17 protein-coding genes and 2 pseudogenes are annotated in these 21940 nt (G+C 69.7%); 14 read left to right on the forward strand and 5 right to left on the reverse strand.

Annotated elements, in window-relative coordinates:
- Window positions 1-175: 175 nt before the first annotated feature.
- Window positions 176-2515 (reverse strand): bifunctional SulP family inorganic anion transporter/carbonic anhydrase, encoded by a 2340-nt coding sequence (locus FF041_RS25680; protein WP_153524985.1) that lies wholly within the window; start codon window positions 2513-2515, stop codon window positions 176-178.
- Window positions 2516-2796: 281 nt separating this feature from the next.
- On the opposite strand from FF041_RS25680, the gene FF041_RS25685 reads away from it, so the two are divergent.
- On the forward strand, window positions 2797-4077 hold the full coding sequence (locus tag FF041_RS25685) for a polysaccharide deacetylase family protein (RefSeq protein WP_153524986.1): 1281 nt from the start codon (window positions 2797-2799) through the stop codon (window positions 4075-4077).
- Between the two features lie 189 nt (window positions 4078-4266).
- Here FF041_RS25685 and FF041_RS25690 read toward each other — a convergent pair whose 3' ends face one another.
- The gene (locus FF041_RS25690) at window positions 4267-5262 is read right to left on the reverse strand and encodes an ATP-binding protein (protein WP_153524987.1); all 996 of its coding nucleotides are present in this window, start codon (window positions 5260-5262) and stop codon (window positions 4267-4269) included.
- A gap of 102 nt (window positions 5263-5364) precedes the next feature.
- Between FF041_RS25690 and FF041_RS25695 the strand changes: the two genes are divergently transcribed.
- Window positions 5365-6204, forward strand: coding sequence for a Fic family protein (locus tag FF041_RS25695; protein WP_153524988.1), 840 nt, complete (start codon window positions 5365-5367; stop codon window positions 6202-6204).
- Window positions 6205-6617: 413 nt separating this feature from the next.
- Here the strand turns inward: FF041_RS25695 and FF041_RS25700 are convergent, their stop codons facing one another.
- A complete protein-coding gene (locus tag FF041_RS25700; RefSeq protein ID WP_228388620.1) occupies window positions 6618-7523 on the reverse strand; it encodes an HAD-IB family hydrolase in 906 nt (301 codons plus the stop codon).
- A gap of 463 nt (window positions 7524-7986) precedes the next feature.
- Between FF041_RS25700 and ssd the strand changes: the two genes are divergently transcribed.
- The 4 genes and pseudogenes from ssd to FF041_RS25720 all read left to right on the forward strand — a co-directional run bounded on the left by ssd (window position 7987) and on the right by FF041_RS25720 (window position 13789).
- Complete coding sequence (gene ssd, locus FF041_RS25705; protein WP_153524989.1) at window positions 7987-9090, forward strand: septum site-determining protein Ssd; 1104 nt, start codon at window positions 7987-7989, stop codon at window positions 9088-9090.
- A pseudogene (locus FF041_RS25710) lies at window positions 9087-9950 on the forward strand (TadA family conjugal transfer-associated ATPase); the annotation flags it as partial. The gene ssd and the pseudogene FF041_RS25710, both read left to right, overlap by 4 nt.
- A 57-nt stretch (window positions 9951-10007) precedes the next feature.
- A complete protein-coding gene (locus FF041_RS25715; protein WP_323392705.1) occupies window positions 10008-11306 on the forward strand; it encodes a tyrosine-type recombinase/integrase in 1299 nt (432 codons plus the stop codon).
- A complete protein-coding gene (locus tag FF041_RS25720) occupies window positions 11303-13789 on the forward strand; it encodes a site-specific integrase (protein WP_153524990.1) in 2487 nt (828 codons plus the stop codon). The genes FF041_RS25715 and FF041_RS25720 overlap by 4 nt, the downstream gene beginning before the upstream one ends.
- Here the strand turns inward: FF041_RS25720 and FF041_RS25725 are convergent.
- Complete coding sequence (locus FF041_RS25725) at window positions 13784-14536, reverse strand: coenzyme F420-0:L-glutamate ligase (RefSeq protein WP_323392706.1); 753 nt, start codon at window positions 14534-14536, stop codon at window positions 13784-13786. The two genes, FF041_RS25720 and FF041_RS25725, sit on opposite strands and share 6 nt — an antisense overlap.
- 105 nt (window positions 14537-14641) lie before the next feature.
- Between FF041_RS25725 and FF041_RS25730 the strand changes: the two are divergent.
- The 6 genes and pseudogenes from FF041_RS25730 to FF041_RS40415 form a co-directional block, all read left to right on the forward strand.
- Window positions 14642-14935, forward strand: a pseudogene (locus FF041_RS25730) (ATPase, T2SS/T4P/T4SS family); the annotation flags it as partial.
- Window positions 14932-15780 carry a type II secretion system F family protein gene (locus tag FF041_RS25735; RefSeq protein ID WP_323392708.1) on the forward strand — a complete coding sequence of 283 codons (849 nt, stop codon included), beginning with the start codon at window positions 14932-14934 and terminating at the stop codon, window positions 15778-15780. The pseudogene FF041_RS25730 and the gene FF041_RS25735, both read left to right, overlap by 4 nt.
- Entirely contained in the window at window positions 15777-16580 is an 804-nt protein-coding gene (locus FF041_RS25740) for a type II secretion system F family protein (protein WP_323392710.1), read from the forward strand. The genes FF041_RS25735 and FF041_RS25740 overlap by 4 nt, the downstream gene beginning before the upstream one ends.
- Window positions 16581-16682: 102 nt before the next feature.
- On the forward strand, window positions 16683-16847 hold the full coding sequence (locus FF041_RS25745; RefSeq protein ID WP_194292179.1) for a DUF4244 domain-containing protein: 165 nt from the start codon (window positions 16683-16685) through the stop codon (window positions 16845-16847).
- Complete coding sequence (locus FF041_RS25750) at window positions 16834-17307, forward strand: TadE family type IV pilus minor pilin (RefSeq protein WP_153524993.1); 474 nt, start codon at window positions 16834-16836, stop codon at window positions 17305-17307. Before FF041_RS25745 ends, FF041_RS25750 begins: the two co-directional genes overlap by 14 nt.
- A 119-nt stretch (window positions 17308-17426) precedes the next feature.
- Window positions 17427-18146, forward strand: coding sequence for an Rv3654c family TadE-like protein (locus FF041_RS40415; RefSeq protein ID WP_407698196.1), 720 nt, complete (start codon window positions 17427-17429; stop codon window positions 18144-18146).
- A 184-nt stretch (window positions 18147-18330) separates the two neighbouring features.
- Here the strand turns inward: FF041_RS40415 and FF041_RS25760 are convergent, their stop codons facing one another.
- A complete protein-coding gene (locus tag FF041_RS25760; protein ID WP_153524994.1) occupies window positions 18331-20808 on the reverse strand; it encodes a DEAD/DEAH box helicase in 2478 nt (825 codons plus the stop codon).
- A gap of 79 nt (window positions 20809-20887) precedes the next feature.
- Here FF041_RS25760 and bldG point away from each other — a divergent pair, with 79 nt between their 5' ends.
- Window positions 20888-21241, forward strand: coding sequence for an anti-sigma factor antagonist BldG (bldG, locus tag FF041_RS25765; RefSeq protein ID WP_290113361.1), 354 nt, complete (start codon window positions 20888-20890; stop codon window positions 21239-21241).
- Between the two features lie 91 nt (window positions 21242-21332).
- Window positions 21333-21773 carry an ATP-binding protein gene (locus FF041_RS25770; protein WP_153524995.1) on the forward strand — a complete coding sequence of 147 codons (441 nt, stop codon included), beginning with the start codon at window positions 21333-21335 and terminating at the stop codon, window positions 21771-21773.
- The last annotated feature ends 167 nt before the right edge of the window (window positions 21774-21940 follow it).

Genomic DNA, 21940 nt, shown 5'->3' on the forward strand with positions numbered 1-21940 from the left:
TCCGCCGGGCCCGTGGGTGACCCCTCCTTCCCGGGCGGCGGGAAGGAGGGGTCACTCTTGAGCACGGCCTACCCGGCGGATCGGTTCAGTTCTCCTTCCGGTTCCTTCCGGTTCCATCCGGTCGCTCCGCCGCCCCCGGGCTTTCGGATCTTCGGGACCGCCGGGCTCCGGGGCGTCAGGCTCGGGCCTTCACCAGCGACGAGGAGGCGGGGGCGACCCGGGCGAAGACCGCGTCGTCGGTGTGCTCGTCGCTGTTCGCCAGCAGATAGGCCTGGGCCTCGCCGACGTGGAAGTACATCCCTTGCAGCCGCAGCGTCCCCTCGGCGATTCTGCGGGCCACCGACTCATGCGCCCGCAGATGGTCCAGTTGCTGCACCACATTGGTCAGACAGAGCTGTTCCACCGCGTCGGCGGGCAGCCGTCCGGAGATCCGCGCCCAGGAGCGCTGGCGGTTCCGCATCCGCTCCAGACTCGGCAGCCCGTGCCGCAGCCAGCGCCGCAGGGGGGTGTGCGCACCGACGGGGGGCGCGGACAGCAGCGCCTGCATCGCGCTGCACCCGGAGTGTCCGCAGACGGTGATCGAGTCCACGCGGAGCACATCGACGGCGTATTCCAGCGCCGCCGCGACCGAGTCGTCGCCGCCCTCAGCGCCGGGCAGCGGAACCAGATTGCCCATATTGCGCACGGTGAACAGGTCTCCCGGGCCGCTGGCCGTGATCATGCTGGTGACGACACGGGAGTCGGCGCAGGTGAGAAAGACCTGTGAGGGCCGCTGCCCCTCGCGCTCCAGCCGGGCCAGCTCATCGCGTACCAGCGGAGCCGTATCGCGCTGGAACGAGCTGACTCCGTCCGCCAGAGGATGTGCGGTGTCCCGGTCGGGGCGGTCGTCGCAGTGATGGTTGCGCCATGGCGTCCAGGGGCGGCAGCAGCCAGGGGTCTCCGACGCGGGTTCGCTGATCCGGACCCCGGACCGACCGGTGAACTCCACCGTGCCGCCCTGGGCCAGATGGGAGGTCTGCCAGTCGTGCAGCGCCTCGTAGGCGGCATGGTCCATGAACGACCCGTCCAGCTCGACCACGCAGTCGGCACCCGGCGGCACCTGGCCGAGCGCTCGGCTCAGCCTGGGCACCGCGAGAAACGTCAACTGGCCGCGCACCCGGACCCGGTGGATTCCGTCCTGCTGTTCTTCGGTGATCCGGGTGCGGGTGAGACGGTGCAGCGCGACGGCGACCGCGACCCCGATCCCGATCACCACGCCCTCCAGTACGCCGGTGGCGACGACGGAGACCAGGGTTACCGCGTACACCAGCATCTCGCGGTTCCGCTTCACGCTGCGCAGATGGGTGATGTTGACCATCTGGACGCCCACGACCATCACCAGCGCGGCGAGCGCGGCCAGCGGGATCAGGTCGAGGACGGGGACCAGCAGCAGTGCGGCGAGCACGATCCACAGGCCGTGGAGCATGGTGGAGTGGCGGCTCACGGCCCCGGCCGAGACATTAGCCGAGCTGCGTACGGCCACGCCGGTGATGGGCAGTCCGCCCAGGGCCCCGGAGACCACGTTGGCCACGCCCTGCCCGGCCAGCTCACGGTCGAGATCGGCGCGTGGAATGCGTACGTCCGGCACTTTGCGGGCGGCCGTCAGCTTGTCCACGGCCACCGCCGAGAGCAGTGACTCCACACTGCCGACCAGGGTGATGGTCAGCACGGCGGCGATCAGGCCCAGCACGGGGCCCTCGGGCATCGCGGGCAGGGCATGGCTGCTCCACGAGGGCAGGTCGACGCGCGGCAGATGGAGACCGGCCAGCGCGGCGAGGGTGGTCGCCCCCGCCACCGCGGCCAGCGCGGCCGGGATCTTCCGTACGATCCGGCCCGTGCGCCCGGGGATCCGGGGCCAGGCGAGGAGCACGGTGACCGTCAGGGCGCTGACCGAGATCGCGGCCGGATGGAGCTGGGCCAGCTGGGCGGGGAGTGCCCGGACATTCTCGACGGCCGAGCTCTGGGGGGTTCCGCCGAGCACGATGTGCAGCTGTGCCAGGGCGATGGTGACGCCGATGCCGGCGAGCATGCCGTGGACGATCGCCGGGCTGACGGCGAGGGCGGAACGGGCGACCCGCAGGGCGGCCAGCGCGAGCTGGGCGAACCCGGCGAGGACGGCGATGGCGCAGGTGACCCGCCAGCCGTAGTGCTGGATGAGGTCGGCGGTGACGACGGTCAGACCGGCCGCGGGGCCGCTGACCTGTAGAGGAGCTCCGCCGAACCGGCCGGCGACGATGCCGCCGACGGCGGCGGCCACCAGTCCGGCCTGGAGGGGCGCGCCGGTCGCGAGCGCGATGCCCAGGGAGAGCGGCAGCGCGATCAGGAAGACGGAGATGGAAGCGGACAGATCGGTGCCCTCGATGCGGAAGCGATGGGGGCTCTCGCCGGGGGGCGGCGAATCGTGGGGGGCCGCCCGATCCGGCTTCCGGGGCTCGGGCGAGGCGTTGTCAGTGCGGGTGGGAACGCAGGCGGACATGGTTTCCCGTCTCCTCCGGGCAGCGCGGTCGCGGAATGTGGGGACGCGGCCGTGGGTCACGGCGTGCAGCGGCGGGATCCTCAACTCTCGGTAAATTGATCGTAATGCAGGGTAAAGACTGAGGCAGGATTTTCTTGGCAAATAGGGCAATGTTTCACCCGATTCAGTGATTAGTGCGCTTAATGCGGCTCGTCGCTCATCCCCCTTTCTCTTGCGGTGCGACTTTGGCTCCGGCGTCGCCGGTCCGAAAAGCACACAGTCATACGAAAGAGGGTGGGCCGATGATGGCCGCCACACAGAGGGTCGCCGTGGGCGCGGTGGCCACGGCGCTGGTCGCGGGTCTCGCGGGCTGCACCGGATCCGGCTCCGACGCGGAGAAAGAGGGCGCACCGGGCGCCAAGAAGGCGGCCCCCGCCAAGGTCGCGCCGCGTCTGATCGGCGACGGCTCCACCGCCTTCACCGGAGCCCAGCCCGGACAGCTCAAGCCGGAGCGGCTGAAGCCCGGTCAGCGACCGCCGCAGTTCGTGGTGTTCTCCTGGGACGGCGCGGGCGAGGACAGCCAGCGGCTCTTCTCCCACTTCCGCGCGGTGGGCCGGAAGTACGACGTCACGATGACCTATTTCCTCAGCGGTGTGTATCTCCTCCCCGAGGAGAAGGCGGATCTGTACCTTCCGCCGCAGCACTCGGCCGGGCGCTCCGACATCGGATTCAATGACGCCGGGGGCATCAGGGACACAGTGCGCGAGCTGCGCGCCGCCTGGCAGGAGGGCAATGAGGTGGGCACCCACTTCAACGGCCACTTCTGCGGCGCCGACGGCGGGGTGGGGACCTGGTCCGTCGACGAGTGGAAGAGCGAGATCAGCCAGGCCAAGTCCTTTGTGAAGAACTGGAAGTCGAACTCGGGCCTGAAGGGCGAGCAGCCCCTGCCCTTCGACTACGACAAGGAACTGGTCGGCGCCCGCACCCCCTGTCTGGAAGGCCGTGAGAACTTTGTGCGCGCCGCGAGCGAGCTGGGCTTCCGCTATGACACCAGCGGCGTCAACGACCAGATCTGGCCCGAGAAGGATCACGGCCTGTGGGATCTCTCCCTCCAGTTGGTGCCGTTCCCGGGCAAGTCCTTCGAAACCCTTTCCATGGACTACAACTTCATGATCAATCAGTCCGGGACGGTCAAGGGCGATCCCGAGTTCCATGAGTACTGGGGCGACCAGATGCGGGACGGTCTGGTCCAGGCCTTCGACCGCTCGTACGACGGGAACCGGGCTCCGCTGATCATCGGCAACCACTTCGAATCCTGGAACGGCGGCACGTATATGCGGGCCATCGAGGAGGCGATCGCCGCGGTGTGCGTGAAGAAGGATGTGAAGTGCGTGTCCTTCAAGCAGCTCGCCGACTGGCTCGACGCCCAGGATCCGGAGGTTCTGGCGAAGCTGCGCACGCTTGGGGTCGGCGAGCGGCCGAAGGGCGGATGGGCTGACTTCCTGGCCGCTCGGCCGGTGGTCCCGGCAGATCGGCCCGCGTCGTCGGCCAAGCCCGTCAAGGCCGTCGGCCGGGACGGCTGACGGTCCCATGGCGAGGCGGCGAGGGCTCGGGTGTCCTCTGGTGAGGCGGCGGGGCCGGGGATCTTGCGGCGAGGCGGCGGGGGTTCGGGGCCCTGTGATGAGGCGGCGGGGGCTCGGGGCCCTCGGGCTAGGCGGCTTGGCCCGGCGTTCTGTCGGTGAGGCGGCTGGACGGGCCGCCTCACCGGGGGGTCAGGCCGGCTGCGGCGTGCCGACTCCGGCCGTCTGCTCCCCGAGGACGAAATCGGGATCGACCTGTGCCGCCAGGTCGGCCCCGGTCTTCGCGTTCCCCCAGCTCTCCGCGTTCTTGAGATGGAAGTGCACCATCTGGCGGGTGTACCGCTCCCAGTCGCGCAGTGCGTACGAATCCTCCGCCGCGTCCTGAAGGGCCTGGAGCGCCATCCGGTTGTCCGCCTCCAGCAGCTCGAAACGCTGTGGACGGCCCTTCTCCATCGTCCGCACCCAGTCGGAGTGTCCGACCGAGACCAGCAGGTCGTCGCCCACCTCCGTACGGAGGAAGTCCACATCGTCCTGGCCCTGCACCTTGTTTCCGACGACCTTCAGGGAAACGCCGAAGTCCCGGGCGTACTCCTTGTACTGGCGGTAGACGGAGACCCCCTTGAGGGTGGGCTCTGCCACCAGGAACGTCATATCGAATCGGGTGAACATCCCGGAGGCGAAGGAGTCCGACCCGGCGGTCATGTCGACCACCACATATTCGTCGGGACCGTCGATCAGATGGTTCAGACAGAGCTCCACCGCGCCCACCTTGGAGTGGTAGCAGGCCACCCCGAGGTCCGACTCGGTGAACGGGCCGGTCGCCATCAGCCGGATGTCCCCGTCGTCCAGCCGGACGGTATGCGCGCAGGCGTCGTACACCGGATTGTTCTCGCTGACGCGCAGCAGCCGCGAGCCCGCGCCGGGCGGAGTGGTCTTGATCATCGTCTCGGCGGAGGCGATACGGGGGTTGGAGCCGCGCAGATACTCCTTGATCAGCGGCAGCTGCGCGCCCATCGCGGGCAGTGCGTCCGTCTGCTCGTCGTCGAGACCGAGCGCGGCCCCCAGGTGCTGGTTGATATCGGCGTCGACCGCGACAACGGGTGCTTCATTGGCGGCCAGATGGCGGATGAAGAGCGAGGACAGCGTCGTCTTCCCGCTGCCGCCCTTCCCTACGAAAGCGATCTTCATGTTCACCTAGGGTAGTGGTTCAATTGCCAGGCGTTGTCAAGTGAAGTGAAGAAGACCACTCCAACGTGGGACACGGGCGGACGGCGCGTAGCCTCGCTGCCTATGAGTACGCATGCCTCGTCCGGCCCCTCGGCCGACCCTCTGGCCGCGCTCGGCTCACTGCCGGGTGTCGCCGACTCCGTGGACTCCGTCCGGAAGGCCGTCGACCGGGTCTATGGCCACCGGGTGATGCGGCGGCGGAGCAATGAGGTCACCGCGGAGGCGGCGCTGCGTGGAGCTCGCGGCTCCGCGGCGCTCTCGGGCGCGGACTGGGCGCTGGAGGAGGTTCGCCGTCGGACCGACTTCAGCGGCGAGCCCGAGGCCCGTACCGTCGGCGCTGCGCTGCGATTGACCGCCGAGGCCGGTCAACTCCTCTCCATCTGGCGGCAGTCGCCGCTGCGGGTGCTGGCCAGGCTGCATCTGGTCGCGGCGGGCGGAACCGGCGACGACGCGACGGTGGGCCGCCCCCGGCTGGCGGGCGAGTCGGTCGACGAGCCCCTGATCGAGAGCGCGCTCCCGGACGCGGATGAAGTGAGCGTCCGGCTGGAGCAGCTCGCGGGGCTGATCGTCACGGGTGGTTCCGCGCCGGCGCTGGTGACCGCGGCAGTGGTCCACGGTGAACTGCTGGCGCTGCGCCCCTTCGGGTCGCACAACGGCCTGGTCGCGCGGGCCGCCGCGCGGATCGTCCTGATCGGCAGCGGACTCGACCCCAAATCGATCTGCCCGGCCGAGGTGGGCCATGCCGAACTGGGGCGGGCGGCGTATACGGCTGCCTTCGGCGGGTATCTGGCTGGGACGCCGGAGGGCATGGCCGAGTGGATCGCGCACTGCGGTCGCTCGGTGGAGCTCGGGGTCAGGGAGTCGACGGCGGTCTGTGAGGCGCTTCAGCGCGGGGCCGCCTGACGCGCTCTGCCGCGGGGGCGCGGTCTGCGCTCCGCCCGACGGAAGCGGTGGGCGCGACCCTGCCGGGTGATGCCGCGCGCTCCGGCGGAGGGCGCGTCGTTCGATGCGCCTGAACGGGGTTGCGGCGGTACCAGGATCGGTACCGCCGCTGGCATGTCCACCGAGGTACCAAGCGTCCTCGATCTGCTGTGCCCATCAGGCCGGGAACTTCTGCCCGTCACCTGGTGCGGCTGGCCCGTATTCGACGGGTCGACGTCGCGTGGGTGCTCGGTTTCCATGCAAGGTCCGTGGGGCCTTTTCTGCGTTTGATAGGTGATCCTCTCGGATGTCCTTGGTCTCGCGGGCCGTTGACTCCTTTGTACTCCAGCACGCCAGGAAGTGGAACCTTTTGTCCCAGTTCTTTACTTTTGGATTCAAACACGGGTGACGTTCTTCATGAGGCCCTCCATGGACTCCACTGCTGCCCGGGCCGCCCGCTCCGTCGCGCCGCGGCGGCGGCTGGTGTACCAGACGAGACCTGCGGTGGCCGCCGCCGCGCCCACGGCCGCCGCCGCCACCAGAGCCGGGCGCGGGGGCATGGAGAGCGCGGGCAGTCGCTGTTTGAGCCGGACCGGACGGTTGAAGACGAGAATCGGCCACTCGCGCGCGGCTGCTTCGCGGCGCAGTGCGCGGTCGGGATTCACGGCATAGGGGTGTCCGACGGATTCCAGCATCGGAACATCGGTGGCGGAGTCGCTGTAGGCATAGCAGCGCGACAGGTCGTATCCCTCGGACTCCGCCAGTTCCCGGATGGCTTCCGCTTTTGTCGGCCCATATGCGTAGTACTCCACTTCGCCGGTGAAGCAGCCGTCGTCGCCGACGACCATGCGGGTGGCCACGACCCGGTCGGCGCCCAGCAGCTCGCCGATCGGCTCGACGACCTCGGCGCCGGAGGTGGAGACGATGACGACGTCACGGCCTGCGGTGTGATGCTCTTCGATGAGGGAGGCGGCCTCGTCGTAGATGATCGGGTCGATCAGATCGTGCAGGGTCTCGGCGACGATCTCTTTCACCTGCTGGACGTTCCAGCCCTTACAGAGGGCCGAGAGGTACTCCCGCATCCCCTCCATCTGATCGTGATCGGCGCCGCCGGCGAGAAAAACGAACTGGGCATAGGCGGTGCGCAGTACGGCCCGCCGGTTGATCAGGCCGCCGTGGTAGAAGGACTTGCTGAAGGTCAGCGTCGAAGACTTCGCAATGACCGTCTTGTCCAGGTCGAAGAACGCGGCTGTGCGAGGCAAGGAGTGGTTTTCCACGAGCAGAGCATAGGTGCCCGCCATTCGGCGTACGCCCGGGCGTGTGGGTTTGCCTGAGAAGGCTCTCGGGTACACCATGGAAGTCACGGATCGTTCGCGACCGTGCTAACCCGGTCCGGCTCCTCCCCCCCCGAGCCGGCCGGAGAGACGACCCCCGCTCTCCCCCCCGGCGGGGGTCGTCGCATGTCCGGGCATGTTTTCTTCTTCTGCCTGAGATCCACTTCGGTCATCCCCCTCTTCGGCGGCTCCTGTCGACGTCGTTCTCACACCACTGTGCATCGTCACTGTGCGTAGTGGAAGAGGTGCGCCCGGGAGTCACCGGTATGGGCTACCGAGTTATTCACAACCGGCCGGTTTTCCACAGTTTTTTAGCAAGATCCACATCATTTCCGGGTGCGCTGCACCGTGATTCCAGCCGCGGAGTTCGCGGCCATCCGGAATCACGGATCTCGAATCGAAGCGAGATCCGGGTAAGCAGGGGGTGGAGATGGTGGCTGGATCCATCACATCGAAGGGGGCGGCGGTCGCCGAGGGGCGGCGGGAGCGGCCCCTGATCGTCACCGAGGATCTGGATCTGCTCGACGATCTGCTGCGGCTGTGCGCCGCCGCGGGAGCCGAGCCGGAGGTCCACCACTCGGTGCCGGAGCAGCGGGGGAGATGGGAGAGTGCGCCCCTGATCCTGGTCGGCGACGACGCGGCGGAGCGCTGCCGGGGAGCCGCCCGCAGGCGTGGGGTGCTGCTCGTCGGGCGGGCGCAGGACGATCCCTCGATCTGGCAGCTGGCCGTGGAGGTCGGCGCTGATGGAGTGGTGCGGCTGCCGGACGCCGAGGGCTGGCTGGTCGACCGGATCGCCGATGTGGCCGAGGGCGTCGGAGAGCAGGCGCTGACGGTCGGGGTGATCGGCGGCCGGGGCGGGGCCGGGGCGTCGACTCTGGCCTGCGCCCTGGCGGTGACCGCCGCCCGATCGGGCCGGCGCACCATGCTGATCGACGGTGACCCCCTCGGCGGGGGCATCGACGTACTGCTGGGCGGGGAGCAGACAGCGGGAAGGCGATGGCCGGATTTCGCCTCTTCCAAGGGGCGGGTGGCGGGCAGCGCGCTGGAGGAATCGCTGCCGGAGCTGCACCGGCTCCGGGTGCTCAGCTGGGACCGGGGCGATTCGGTGGTGATTCCCCCGGAGGCGATGCGATCGGTGCTGGCGGCGGCCCGCAGGCGCGGCGGAGTGGTCGTGGTCGATCTGCCGCGCCGGGTGGACGAGGGGGTGGCGGAGGCGCTGGCGCAGCTCGATCTCGGGCTGCTGGTGGTGCCGGGAGAGCTGAGGGCGCTCGCCGCGGCGAACCGGGTCGCCTCGGCTGTGCAGATGGTGCTGGGGGACCTGAGGGTCGTGGCCCGAGGTCCGTACGGCCCTGGGCTGGACGACGCCTGGGTGGCCGCCTCGCTGGGCCTTCCGCTCGTCGGTGAGCTGCCCTGGGAGGACGGGCTGCCCGCGGCCCGGGGCGAGACCGTGCCGCCGGGTGAGGGCGGCGGCCCGCTGGCCTCGTTCTGCGACGCTTTCTGGGACCGGGCGCTGACCGGGGGCGCGGCCTCATGAGCTCCGGAATGCTGGACGCCGTGCGGCAGCGGCTCGCGGAGAGCGGCGGCGAGCCCACCCCGGCACGGGTCGCGGCGGCCCTGCGGGCACAGGGCCGGCTGCTGGGGGACGCCGAGGTGCTCGGCGGCACCGAGAGGCTCCGCGGCGAGCTGGTCGGCACGGGGCCGCTGGAGCCGCTGCTCGCGGATCCGTCCGTGACGGATGTGCTGGTGTCCGCGCCCGACCGGGTGTGGGTGGACCGTGGCAGCGGTCTTGAGCTGACCGAGGTGACGTTCGCGGACGCGGCGTCGGTGCGCAGGCTGGCACAGCGTCTGGCCGCCGTGGCGGAGCGCCGCCTGGACGACGCCCGGCCGTGGGTGGACGCCCGGCTGCCGGACGGGACCAGGATGCACGCCGTGATCCCGCCGGTGGCCGTCGGCTCGACCTGCCTCTCGCTGCGGGTGGTGCGGCCCCGGGCCTTCTCGATGGCGGAGCTCGTGGCGGCGGGCACGGTGCCGCCCGGCGGCGACCGGGTGCTGCGTGCGCTGGTCGACGCCAGGCTGTCGTATCTCATCAGCGGCGGCACCGGCAGCGGCAAGACGACCCTTCTCTCCGGCCTGCTCGGGCTGGTGGGTGAGCGGGAGCGGATCGTGCTCGCCGAGGACTCGGCCGAGCTGCGGCCCGAGCACCCCCATGTGGTGCGGCTCGAGTCGCGGACGGCGAACCAGGAGGGCGCGGGCCGGGTCGATCTCCGGGACCTGGTGCGGCAGGCCCTGCGGATGCGTCCGGACCGGCTGGTCGTCGGAGAGGTCCGGGGCGCCGAGGTGACCGAGCTGCTGGCGGCGCTCAACACCGGGCACGAAGGCGGCTGCGGTGTATTGACTGAACTAGATGAGGCATTTGTGCAGGTCAGAGCGCTCTTCTGCTAGCTTCCGTTCGTGACACAACTGGGCAGTCCCGAGCGGGACTTGAAGAGATTTGTGCTGCCTGAGATCGGAGCACTCCACGAGACGGGTGATCCGTGGGAGCCGTACCGCTTGATCGATCCTGAAGGCAGCCGGGTCGAGCCCGTGGCGCTCTACTTCAAGGACGTCCAGGCCGGCGGGAGTCCTGCTACCACCATCCGCTCGTACGGCATGGACCTGCTGCGCTGGTGGCGGTTTCTGTGGGCCTTGGGTCTGGAGTGGGACAAGGTCCAGCGCGAAGACGCTCGGGACTTCTGCCTCTGGATGCAGTACGCCGACAAGCCGAAGAGGGATCACTGGCGTCATCGCGGAACAGTCCCGGCCCCGGTTCCGTCGACCCCGAGGGCACCAGGGCCCAAAAAGCTGCCCCCGGGCACGCCAAATCCGGTGACTGGAAAGCCGAGCATCGGCACCAAGTACTCACCCAACACGCGGGCGCACAGCGAGACGGTTCTCAGGGGGTTCTATGATTTCCATCTCGAAAGCAACTCAGGTTCCCTGATCGTCAACCCGTTTCCGCTGGCCCGCTCGCGTCGGGCGTCCCGAGCGCACGCCCATCACAACCCAATGGATGGATTCCTGCCCGAAGGTTCAGGTCGGTATCGCCCCAAGATTCCGGCACGGGTCCCGCGGCGTATCCCTGATGAGAAGTATGCCGAGATCTTCGCTGGACTTGAATGGGACAGAGACCGCGCCCTGTTGGCATCCTGGGCGGCTACCGGATCTCGTGCGGAAGAGCTGCTCACCAGTCGACAGCGCGATGTCCTGGCCGGCGAACAGGTCATCGGTGTCATCCGCAAGGGAACGGAAGATTACCAGCAGCTCCCAGCCTCTCCGGACGCGTTCATCTGGCTGCGTCTCTACCAAGAGGAGTTCTGGCGCAAGGGGTCGCCTCGCGGCCGCAACGAGCCCCTGTGGTGCACATTGCGACGACCCTGGCGGCCCTTGAGCTATCACGCGGCCCGAGCAATGTTCATGCGTGCACAACAGCTCCTCGGCTCAAATTGGACGCTCCATGACCTGCGGCACACTGCTGCCTACCGCATGGCCAACGACCCTGAGATGTCCATCCTCTACGTTCAACAGATCCTTGCTCACAGGTACTTGTCGACCACCCAGCGGTATCTAATACCCAGCCTCGATGAAGTCATTGAACAGGGGCGGGCGCATCTGGCACGGCAAGAGCGAAAGCGCCTTCATCCGCAGCCTCCGCAGCCGGCGCCTGGATACAACCCCGACTCGCTGAACAATCTCTTCGGAGGACCACTATGACGCAGCAGGTCCAACAGCTCGACGTTGACCTTCCCGAGGTGGATGGCGATTCCCTGTCGCTTGCAGGTGCTGAGGTAATCTCTCTGCTTCAGAAGTTTCCCCCGCGCCCTCTTCTGGACACGTGGCCTGCGACAAGTGCCAGCCGTGAAGCGGTGATTGAGCGTCTGCGTCAGCCTCCTTTGCGGCTGGAGCGCACTGCTTCGCAGAGCTCCCGTCTGGTCGGTGCTCGCTGGCTCCTGGAGTGGCTGGAGACGTTCCCGGGTGGCACCTGGCAACAGCGCTGGTTGGCAAGCCCAGCTCCGGAGGCACCTGCCGATTGGCGTGACACGGCCCTGGACTGGATCTTGCAGTCGGGCGGCCGGGCACAGATCGGAGTGGTCTCCTCGGGTCTGCTGGCTTTGGTCTGCGCCGATGTCGTTCGTCCCCATCCGTCATGGCTGAGCACGAACGGCTCGCGATATTTGCGTCCAGCGATTGCCGCTGCCCGAGACCCTGAAGGATTCAATCTGCTCGAAGCATCGCTCACTGCCGAAGAGTTGGGCACCGCAGATTCTTCTCGGTCCATGAAGACGCTGGCACAAGTTGTGGCCGCACACGGTGGAGGCATCCGTGACATTCAAGTTGGTGATCTGCTTTCGTTGCGGCTCGACCAGAGCAGAACCACGTCCCGGTCGACTCAGATCGCCTATCAATGGCTTCGCCGGCTCGGTCAGTTCCCGCACGATGCACCAGCTACTCTGCGGCATCTGACCGTCCGCACCGGACAGGTTTCCACCGCAGAGCTGGTTGATCGATATCGGATCCAGTGCCGCCCCATTCGCGACCTGATCGTTGACTACTTGGACGAGCGACGTCCCTCGGTTGACTACAACACGCTGAAACAGATGTCGACGGTCTTGGCGAACAACTTCTGGCGCAATGTCGAGCTACACACTCCTGGTGTCTCCTCCCTGAACCTTCCGCCCGAAGCAGTGACGGAGTGGAAGGCGCGGATCGCCACGAAGATAGTGCGCGAACGGCAGTCTGACGGGTCTGTCCAGGAGGTGGTGAAGCCCCGGATCGGCGCTCCCGCAATCTTGATGTTGGTGAGGGCGTTCTATCTCGATATTGCCCACTGGGCGGCTGATGAGCCGGGCCGTTGGGGGCCGTGGGTCACACGATGCCCGATCAGTTCGGACGAGACGTCCATCAAGAAACTTGAGAAGCAGCAGAAGTCCAGGTCCGACCAGCGGACCCGTGAACGCCTTCCCGTCTTGCCGACTCTGATCAGAGTGGCAGAGCGCCGTTTGAAAGAGGCCAGCATCAGGCTTGAAGCTCTATATGCGGCACCCTTCGGATCATCCTTTGAAGTACTGGGAGAGACGTTTCGCAAGAGCAAGGGCGCGACAAGGTCTGGCGGCCAACCGACTCACACTTACGACTCGCACGGCAAGCGGCGGGACCTGGGCGCTGAAGAGAAACGAGCCTTCTGGGCGTGGGCCACAATTGAGATCCTGAGACACACCGGAATTCGCTCCGAGGAACTGTTTGAGCTCAGCCATCACAGCATCATTCAGTACAAGCTCCCTACAACCGGGGAAATCGTGCCACTACTGCACATTGCCCCATCGAAAACCGAGGAAGAACGGCTCCTGCTGATCAGCCCCGAGCTCGCCGACGTCCTCAGTGCTGCCGTCTACCGGGTGCGAGGAAGGGATGGATCAATCCCCGTAATCCCGAGCTATGACAAACATGAGAGAACATGGAACTCTCCAATGCCGCTTCTATATCAATGGAATGCCACGGGGGAAGATCGTCCATTGTCAGTTAACACGATCCGGCAGGCTATCGACGAGACGCTGGAAGCGTCCGGACTGGAGGACAAGGCCGGCAAACCGCTTAAATTTCAGCCCCATGACTTTCGAAGAATCTTCATCACCGATGCCATTCTCAATGGAATGCCCCCACACATTGCACAGATCATCGCCGGGCATGGAAATATCAACACGACGATGGGCTACAACGCGGTCTATCCCGCAGCTGCGATCGAAGCACATCGCGCCTTCATTGCCCGACGGCGCACCCTAAGGCCAGCCGAGGAATACAGGGCAGTCACTTCCGAAGAATGGGAAGAGTTCCTGGGGCACTTCGAGCGAAGGAAGCTCTCCATGGGAACGTGCGGCCGCGCCTATGGAACAGATTGCATCCATGAACACGCTTGCATCAGATGCCCGGTCCTAATCGTTGACCCAGACGAGCGCCACCGACTTGAAGAGGTCCACGAAAACCTCACGGCCAGGCTCGCAGAGGCCATCCGTGAAGGCTGGCTCGCCGACGTCGAGGGCCTGGAGGTCAGCCAGGCCGCTGCCAAGGAGAAGCTCGCACGGCTCGATGCCTCCCAGGCCCGACGCACCACGATGGTCGACCTCGGTATCCCGACCTTCAGGCAACTCTCGACGCCTCCCGACGCCCCTGCGAAGTGCGCCCCAGGCACCGGGTCATGAGCCATGAACAGGTGGAATCCCGTGATGAAGTGCGGAACGGACACCATCGTCACTAGCTTTATAGGAAATCCCGCTGATAACTACAACTGGGACGCCACGACCACGCTGCCCGAGAATCAACCCAGCAGCTGCCGCAACCATGTCAGTCAGAGTCTCCTCCTGGTGCTTCAACCGTCCATCGGCCTCGATGCTTTCGGTCACCCGGAGCGGCGAGATTCCAGCGGCACCTACCGAGATGACCGTTGAACCACGTCGGTCTTCCCGGCCATCAGAGTCCGCAATAACAACGGCCACATCAGCGTTAGTTGCGGCATGGATGGCAGTACGCAGAGCACGGGCCGAGGCGTCGGGATCCGAGGGCAATAGCCATGCCCCCTCGGCCCCCGCGCGGTCAACTCCAGCCGATGTGAGCAGATAGCCGAGCCGGTGGCGGGCAATGATCGGGCCTCGCTCTCCGGCCACGAAGTGCTCGACCGATTCATCGAGGATCAGCTGAACCAGTTCCGCCGGCTTGCCCGTCAGACCTGACAGTCGCAGGGCCTCATCGCTCGGAGTGATCGACGCGAGATCGACGTATCGATCCTCCGAGATCGAAACGATTTTGGACGCAACAACGAGGACATCCCCCTGTCGCAGCTCGATTCCCTGCTCGCTGAGGACTGCGGCGATAGTCCCTCCCAAGTCGTCCTGCGGCTTGATCTCCGGGAATGGCTCGACAGCCACTGCCGAGAAGGCGGAAGTGATCACAGGGACCTCCATCGGTCATGCACAGCAGGCGAGTTCAGGCAGTCCATCAACGCTCTCGAGACCTTCCGAGGCACTCTCCCAAGATCCAATTCTTAGTTCAGAGAAGGCACGGTCCACGCCAATGCCGCCGCCGATGTCCCGGCCCGGCTTGAGGCGCTCGGCACCGCCGCCGGTCTCGACCGGGCCGCGCTGCACAGCCAGCTGGCGGCGGCGCTCTCGGTGGTGATCCATCTTGCACGGGACCGGTGCGGTGTGCGGCGGATCGCCGAGGTGCACGTGCTGGAGCGGGACACGGAAGGGTTGGTGCGCACCGTTCCCGCGCTGCGGTGGGGAGCGGAGGCGTTCGCCCGGGAGCGGGGCTGGGAGCGGCTGCGGAGGCTGATGGGAGGTGCGTTGTGATCACGGCCGATCCCCTGCACGCGGCGGCGGCGCTGGCGGGCGCGGCGGCGTGGCTCCTGGCCGGGCGGCGTCCGGGCCCGGCCAGGGCACGGCTGCTTCTCGCGGGAGTCGGTGTGGTGGAGCGCGCCCCGCGACGGTCCCCGGGCTGGCTGCTTCCAGGGCTGCGGTCACGGCGGGAGTGGCTCTGTCTGCCGGTGGCGACGGTTCTGGCGGTGCTGGGAGAGTCGGTGCTGCCGCTGATCGCCGGGGCGGCGGCGGTGCCGCTGGTGGGGCGGCGGCTGAGGGCCGGGGAGCGAAGGCGGGAGCGTGACCGGCGGGCCGAGGCGGTGATCGCGCTGTGCGGCGCGGTCGCCGGGGAGCTGCGGGCGGGGTTCCAGCCGGGGCAGGCGCTGGTGATGGCCGCCGGGGCCACCGGCGCTCTGGGCCCGGCGGAGCCGGCGGTGGTCGCGGCGGCCCGCTTCGGGGGCGATGTGCCACGGGCGCTGCTGGACGCCGCGCGGGAGCCGGGCACGGACGGGCTGGCGGGGGTCGCCGCCTGCTGGCGGGTGGCCCTGGACAGCGGGGCGGGCCTGGGGGCGGGGCTGGACCGGCTGGAGGCGGCGCTGCGGGAGGAGCGGGACCAGCGCGAGGAGCTGCGGGCCCAGCTGGCGGGGGCGCGGTCGACCACCGGGCTGCTGGCCCTGCTTCCTGTGGTGGGCCTGGCCATGGGCTGGGCGCTGGGGGCCGAGCCGTTACGGGTCCTGCTGCACACCCCGGCAGGTCTGATGTGTCTGCTGATCGGAGGGGCACTGGAGGCCGCCGGGCTGTGCTGGGCCGCCCGGATCGTCCGGGGAGGGAAGCGGTGACGGCCTGGGACGCCGCGCACCGGCTGGGGGTGGTGACGTCCCTGCTCGCCGGGGCCCTCTGGCTGGGGCTCGCCGTCGCCGGGCGGCACCGGGAGCGCGGGGTGCGCGGGCGTGGCGAGGCGCTGCTCGCGGTGGAGCACGAGCACCGGCGGCGGGGATGGCGGTGCCCCATGTCGCAGCTGCTGCGGCTGGCGCGGCTGGGGGCTCCGGCGGCGGCTCCCCTGGGAGCTGCGATCGCGGGGTGGGTTCTCGTCGAAGGTGCGCTCGGCGTGGTCGTGGGGCTCATCGCGGCCTCCGGCGTACGGCGTTGGCAGCGCGGCCGTCCTCGTGCCCCCGGCCCGGCGGCCATCGCCCCGGGGGAGGCTCACCGGCTGCCGCTGGCAGCGGATCTGCTGGCGGCCTGCGTCTTGGCCGGTGCGGGGCCGCGTGAGGCGGCGGAGGCCGTCGGGGAGTCCCTGGGCGGCCCCCTCGGCGACCGGCTGACGCAGACGGCGGCCGAGCTGCGGCTCGGCGGCGAACCGGCACGGGCCTGGGGCTCCTTGGCCCGGGTGCCGGGGGCGGCGGAGCTGGCCCGCTGCCTTGAGCGGGCCGATTCCACGGGAGCCCCGGCCGCGGAAGCGGTGTCCCGGACGGCCCGGCGGCTGCACGCGGACCGGGCGCGCGCGGTCGTCGCCCGGGGCCGCAGGGCCCAGGTTCTGATCACCGCGCCGGTCGGGCTGTGCTTTCTCCCCGCGTTTCTCGCGGTCGGGGTGGCCCCGGTGGTGATCGGGCTTGCGGACGGATTGCTGAGCGGCAACTGAACCAGAGGTCGATGAGAGGTCTAGGAGGCAGGGATGACCGGGAATCCGGTACGGAAACGGTGGCCGAGGGGCCCGCGTGGGCTGCTGCGGGCGGCCTGTGCGATGCGCGGGAGGCGCGGGGACTCGGGAATGACCACATCCGAGTACGCGATGGGGACCATCGCCGCGTGCGCCTTCGCCGCGGTCCTGTACAAGATCGTCACCAGCGGTGCGGTCTCGGGCGCGCTCGAATCGCTGATCGGCAAGGCGCTCGATGCGCAGTTCTGACCACGACCACGATCGCGGGCGTGGTGCCGGTCCGGGTGCTGGGGGCGGGCCCTTGGCGTGCCGCGGACCGGGTGACCGGGGATCGGTGACGGCGGAGGCGGCCGTCGCGGTTCCGGCTCTGGTCGTCTTCACCATGACGCTGGTGTGGGCGCTGACGGCGGCCTCGGCGCAGATTCAGTGCGTCGACGCGGCCAGGGCGGGGGCCAGGGCGGCGGCCCGGTCCGAGCCGCGCTCCGTGGTCGTGGCGGCTGCCCGTTCGGCGGCCCCGGCGGGGGCCGGGGTGGCGCTGTGGCGGACGGGTGGTCTGTGGCGGGTGCGGGTCTCGGCGGATATTCCGGGACCGGGTGCGCTGAGCCTGAGCGCCGATGCCGTGGCCCTGGCCGAGGACTCGGTGAGCCGGCCCGCTCCGGACGCGCGGACGCAGCCGCCCGGCGCGGGTGGGGACGGGGCTCCGTGGTGAACGGGGTCTTCGGCGCTCTCAGGGCTCCGGGGGCCGCCCTGAGCGCGCTTCCGGTCACGGGCAGGGACCGGGGGTCGGCAACGGTGTGGGCGGCGCTGGCGGCGACGGTGCTGTGCCTGGTGTTCGCGGCGGTGCTGGCGATGGGCCAGGTCGTGGCGGTTCGCCACAGGGCGGCCGGGGCGGCGGATCTGGCGGCCCTGGCAGCCGCCGGCCATGCCTTGCCGAGCCCCACCGCCGCCTGCGGGAAGGCTGCCGAGGTCGCCCGTGCCCAGGGTGCGGAGGTGGTGAGGTGCGCGGTGCGGGGCGAGATCGCCGAGGTGACCGCTCGGGTCCGGTTCGGCCCCTACGCTCCTGAGATCCGATCCCGTGCGGGCCCTGCGGAGGCGGTGGGCGTTCCGCAGGATGCCATGGGCCCGGAGGCGCCGGCCATGCGCCGGGGCCCGGCGGCTGCGGACCGGCTGAGCGCCGGTGATCGGCCGGGGGCGGGACGGCGGCCCGAGGCCGGCGGCCGGGGTGGGGAGCGGGCTCCTCCACGGCGGGGGCGGGGGAGGGAGCCGACCCGCGGCGGTAGGCGGCCGGGCCTGGGGCGAGGTGCCTACCGCCGCCGGTACGTCGGTCGACCAGGCGGGCCGATCCCAGCCCCCGGGTTCGGTCGACCAGGCGGGCTGCGGCCCCGGGGTGCCGGGGAGGGCGGCCGGTCCCCCGGCGGGGCCAGGCAGGCCGACCGCCCCCCCGACCCCCGGCTCTCGGGGCACAGGCGGGTCGACCGGCCCCCGGGGGGCAAGCCAGATCGAACCAGCCCCCAGCTTCCGGGGCCAGGCGGGCCGACCAGTCCATAGCCCCCCGGGGAGGCAAGCCAGGTCGAACCAGCCCCGAACGCACCAGGCGGGCCGCCCGGCTGCGCCCGAGGGCGCCGCAGGGCCGACCGGTATCTCATCCGGCCGCCGGGGGCCCCGGGGCACCCAGAGGGCCCATCGGTCCCCCGGCGGGGAGCGCGGGAGTGCGAGGAGCCAGGGGCCCGGTTCAGTCGGCGGGCGGTGGGCCGGGCGCCTCCTCGGGCGCGCCCTTCAGCAGCTCGGTCAGCAGGCGCACCGCACCCCGTTTGTGCAGCGGCTCATTGCCGTTGCCGCACTTCGGGGACTGGATGCAGGAAGGGCAGCCCGCCTCGCACTCGCAGACCGCGATGGCCTCGCGGGTCGCGGTGAGCCACTCGCGGGCCGTGTGGAAGGCCCGCTCGGCGAAGCCCGCGCCGCCCGGGTGGCCGTCGTAGACGAAGACCGTCGGCAGCATCGTGTCCGGGTGGAGCGGCACCGAGACCCCGCCGATGTCCCAGCGGTCGCAGGTGGCGAAGAGCGGAAGCATGCCGATGGAGGCGTGCTCGGCGGCGTGCAGAGCGCCGCCCAGCTGCTCCGGGTTCACCCGGGCGGCGTCCAGCTGGCCCTCGGTGACTGTCCACCACACGGCCCGGGTGCGCAGCGTGCGCGGCGGGAGATCGAGCCTGGTCTCGCCGAGCACTTCGCCGGTGATGAGTTTGCGGCGCAGAAAGGAGACGACCTGGTTGGTGACCTCGACGGAGCCGTAGCAGAGACGGCCGTCGCCCCAGGGGACCTCGATGTCGGTTTCGAGCACGGAGACGGAGGTGGTGTCACGAGCGGTGGTGGAGTACGGCGGCGCCGCCTCCTCCACGAGGGCCACCGAGTCCTCCAAGTCCAGCCGTCGGACCAGATAGGTGCGGCCCTGGTGGAGATGGACGGCCCCGTCGTGGACCGCGGTGTGGGCGGCCGACTCGTCGACCGTTCCCAGCAGCCTTCCGGTGCCGGCCTCGACGATCTGGACCGGCCGCCCGCCGCCGCCCCGGATGTCGGTCAGATCGGCGGCCCGCTCCCGCCGGGTCCAGTGCCAGCCCGTCGCCCGGCGGCGCAGCAGCCCGGCGGACTCCAGCTGGGGCATCAGCTCGGCGGTCGCGGGGCCGAAGAGCTCCAGATCGGTCTCGGTCAGCGGCAGCTCGGCCGCCGCGGCGCACAGATGGGGGGCGAGGACATACGGGTTGTCCGGGTCGAGGACGGTGGACTCCACCGGCTGCCGGAAGATCGCGTCGGGATGGTGGACCAGATAGGTGTCCAGCGGATCGTCGCGGGCGACGAGGACGGCCAGGGCGCCCTGGCCGGCGCGCCCGGCGCGGCCCGCCTGCTGCCACAGCGAGGCCCGGGTTCCCGGATATCCGGCGATCACCACCGCGTCCAGGCCGGAGACGTCCAGGCCGAGCTCCAGGGCGGTGGTGGCGGCCAGCCCGAGGAGTTCGCCGGAGTGCAGGGCGCGCTCCAGGGCCCGGCGCTCCTCGGGCAGATAGCCGCCCCGGTAGGCGGCGACCCGCCGGGGCAGCGATCGGTCCACCTCCGCCAGACGCTCCTTGGCGATCACCGAGACCAGCTCGGCGCCCCGGCGGGAGCGTACGAACGCCACCGTGCGGACCCCCTGCACGGTCAGATCGGTGAGGAGGTCCGCGGTCTCCGCCGTGGCGGTACGGCGGACGGGAGCCCCCTTCTCGCCGTGGAGCTCGGTGAGCGGGGGCTCCCAGAGGGCGAAGACCAGTTCACCGCGGGGTGAGGCGTCGTCGGAGACCTCCACCGTGGGCAGCCCGGTGAGCCGTCCGGCGGCCAGGGCGGGCTGCGCCGCCGTGGCCGAGGCGAGAAGGAAGACGGGGTGCGTTCCGTAGCGGGCGCATATCCGCCGCAATCGGCGCAGCACCTGGGCGACATGCGAGCCGAAGACGCCCCGGTAGGTGTGGCACTCGTCGATGACGACATAGCGCAGGGCGCGCAGAAAGGAGGACCAGCGGGGGTGTGAGGGCAGGATGCCCCGGTGGAGCATGTCCGGATTGGTCAGGACATAGGAGGCGTACTGCCGTACCCACTCGCGCTCCTCGACCGGGGTGTCACCGTCGTAGACCGCGGGCCGGATCCGGTTGCCCAGCGGGGCCGCCAGCTCCTTGACCGCGCGGCACTGATCGGCGGCGAGCGCTTTGGTCGGGGCGAGGTACAGAGCGGTCGCGCCGCGGCCGTTCGGGGCCTCGGAGCCGTCGAGGAGGGTGGTGAGCACGGGGGCGAGATAGGCCAGGGACTTGCCCGAAGCGGTTCCGGTGGCGATGACGACCGACTCGCCGTCCAGGGCGTGCTCGGCGGCGGCTGCCTGGTGGGCCCAGGGGTGCTCGACGCCGGCCCGCTGAATGGCGTTGATCACTTCTGGGCGGATGCGGTCGGGCCAGACGGCATGCCTGCCCGGTCGCGGGGGCAAGTGCTCCGTATGAGTGATGCGCGCGGCCCGGCCCGCCCCCGCGGCGAGCCGGTCGAGGACCGTACCGGGGGAGGGGCGGGATTCCCCGCTCTCGGGAGGTCGTCTGGGACGGAGATTCTTGGCCATCGGCACCGAGTGTGTCACTGGTGTGACGGACAATGGTCCCAAGGCGTCGTGCATGGCTGCTGGTAAGTGATTGAATGCCATCGCGGCTGGCGACCGTCCCCCGGCTCCGCCGGGGAGACCTCAGGGGGCGGCCGCTCGATAGCAAGGTGCTGGAGGATCCGTGGACCTGTCCCTGTCGACTCGCAATGTGTCCGGGCCTGCCGGCGACCGTACGGTCGTCGAGGTCGGTGGCGAGATTGATGTTTATACCGCGCCCAAGCTGCGCGAGCAGTTGGTCGAGTTGGTGAACGACGGCAGCTACCACCTGGTCGTCGACATGGAGGGCGTGGACTTCCTCGACTCCACCGGGCTCGGTGTGCTGGTGGGCGGCCTGAAGCGCGTGCGCGCGCATGAGGGCTCGCTGCGCCTGGTCTGCAACCAGGAGCGCATTCTCAAGATTTTCCGGATCACGGGCCTGACCAAGGTGTTCCCGATCCACACCACGGTCGAGGAGGCCGTCGCGGCCACGGACTGAGGCCGGTCGGAGACCATCGGAGGAAGAGAGGGGCACCGGGCAGCCAGCCCGGGCCTCCGACAAGCACGCCCGTACGTCTGAGGGGGATCGCATGGCCACCGTCGAACTTCGCTTCAGTGCCCAGCCCGAGCATGTCAGGACCGCCCGTTTGGTGGCCGCTGCCGTGGCGCGCCGGGCCGGGGTGGACGAGGCGGTGCTCGACGAGGTCAGGCTCGCGGTCGGCGAGGCGTGCAGCCGTGCTGTCGGGCTGCACCGCAGTCATGGGATCACCGCGCCGGTTCGGGTCGTGCTGACCGACGAGGACAAGACGTTCTCGATCGAGGTGGGGGACGAGGTCCCCGCCCCGGGATCCGACGGCTCCCGGGCGGCCTCCGGCTCGGGAGGCGCCGCCGACGAGGATGCCGACGGCGAGGACGAGATGGGTCTCGCGGTCATCAGCGGCCTCGTCGACGACATGGAGGTGAGCTCCACCGACGAGGGCGGAGTGATCCGGATGAGCTGGCCCACGGCCCCCGTATCGGTGCTTCCCTGACCCGCTCCGGGCCGCTCCGGCCGTGCTGACGCTGGTTCTGAGCTGGTTCTGAGCTGCTCGGACGGCACCGCGCCGCCCTGACCCTCCCCCGACCCCTCCCCGCCCCGGGCGCACCGGCCGGGCGTTCGCCGCATGCCGTCCGACGGGGTGGCGCCTTCTCCTCCCCG

The sequence above is a fragment of the Streptomyces jumonjinensis genome (assembly GCF_009600885.1).
Classification (GTDB): Bacteria; Actinomycetota; Actinomycetes; order Streptomycetales; family Streptomycetaceae; genus Streptomyces; species Streptomyces jumonjinensis.

What these genes read in the sequence shown, in the direction of transcription:
- FF041_RS25770 (WP_153524995.1), top strand. Translation starts at nt 21,333, where the DNA reads ATGGCCACCGTCGAACTTCGCTTCAGTGCCCAGCCCGAGCATGTCAGG.
- FF041_RS25760 (WP_153524994.1), bottom strand. Translation starts at nt 20,808, where the DNA reads ATGGCATTCAATCACTTACCAGCAGCCATGCACGACGCCTTGGGACCA.
- FF041_RS25745 (WP_194292179.1), top strand. Translation starts at nt 16,683, where the DNA reads ATGCGCGGGAGGCGCGGGGACTCGGGAATGACCACATCCGAGTACGCG.
- FF041_RS25685 (WP_153524986.1), top strand. Translation starts at nt 2,797, where the DNA reads ATGATGGCCGCCACACAGAGGGTCGCCGTGGGCGCGGTGGCCACGGCG.
- FF041_RS25690 (WP_153524987.1), bottom strand. Translation starts at nt 5,262, where the DNA reads ATGAAGATCGCTTTCGTAGGGAAGGGCGGCAGCGGGAAGACGACGCTG.
- FF041_RS25695 (WP_153524988.1), top strand. Translation starts at nt 5,365, where the DNA reads ATGAGTACGCATGCCTCGTCCGGCCCCTCGGCCGACCCTCTGGCCGCG.
- FF041_RS25750 (WP_153524993.1), top strand. Translation starts at nt 16,834, where the DNA reads ATGCGCAGTTCTGACCACGACCACGATCGCGGGCGTGGTGCCGGTCCG.
- FF041_RS25680 (WP_153524985.1), bottom strand. Translation starts at nt 2,515, where the DNA reads ATGTCCGCCTGCGTTCCCACCCGCACTGACAACGCCTCGCCCGAGCCC.
- FF041_RS25720 (WP_153524990.1), top strand. Translation starts at nt 11,303, where the DNA reads ATGACGCAGCAGGTCCAACAGCTCGACGTTGACCTTCCCGAGGTGGAT.
- FF041_RS25700 (WP_228388620.1), bottom strand. Translation starts at nt 7,523, where the DNA reads ATGGCGGGCACCTATGCTCTGCTCGTGGAAAACCACTCCTTGCCTCGC.
- ssd (WP_153524989.1), top strand. Translation starts at nt 7,987, where the DNA reads ATGGTGGCTGGATCCATCACATCGAAGGGGGCGGCGGTCGCCGAGGGG.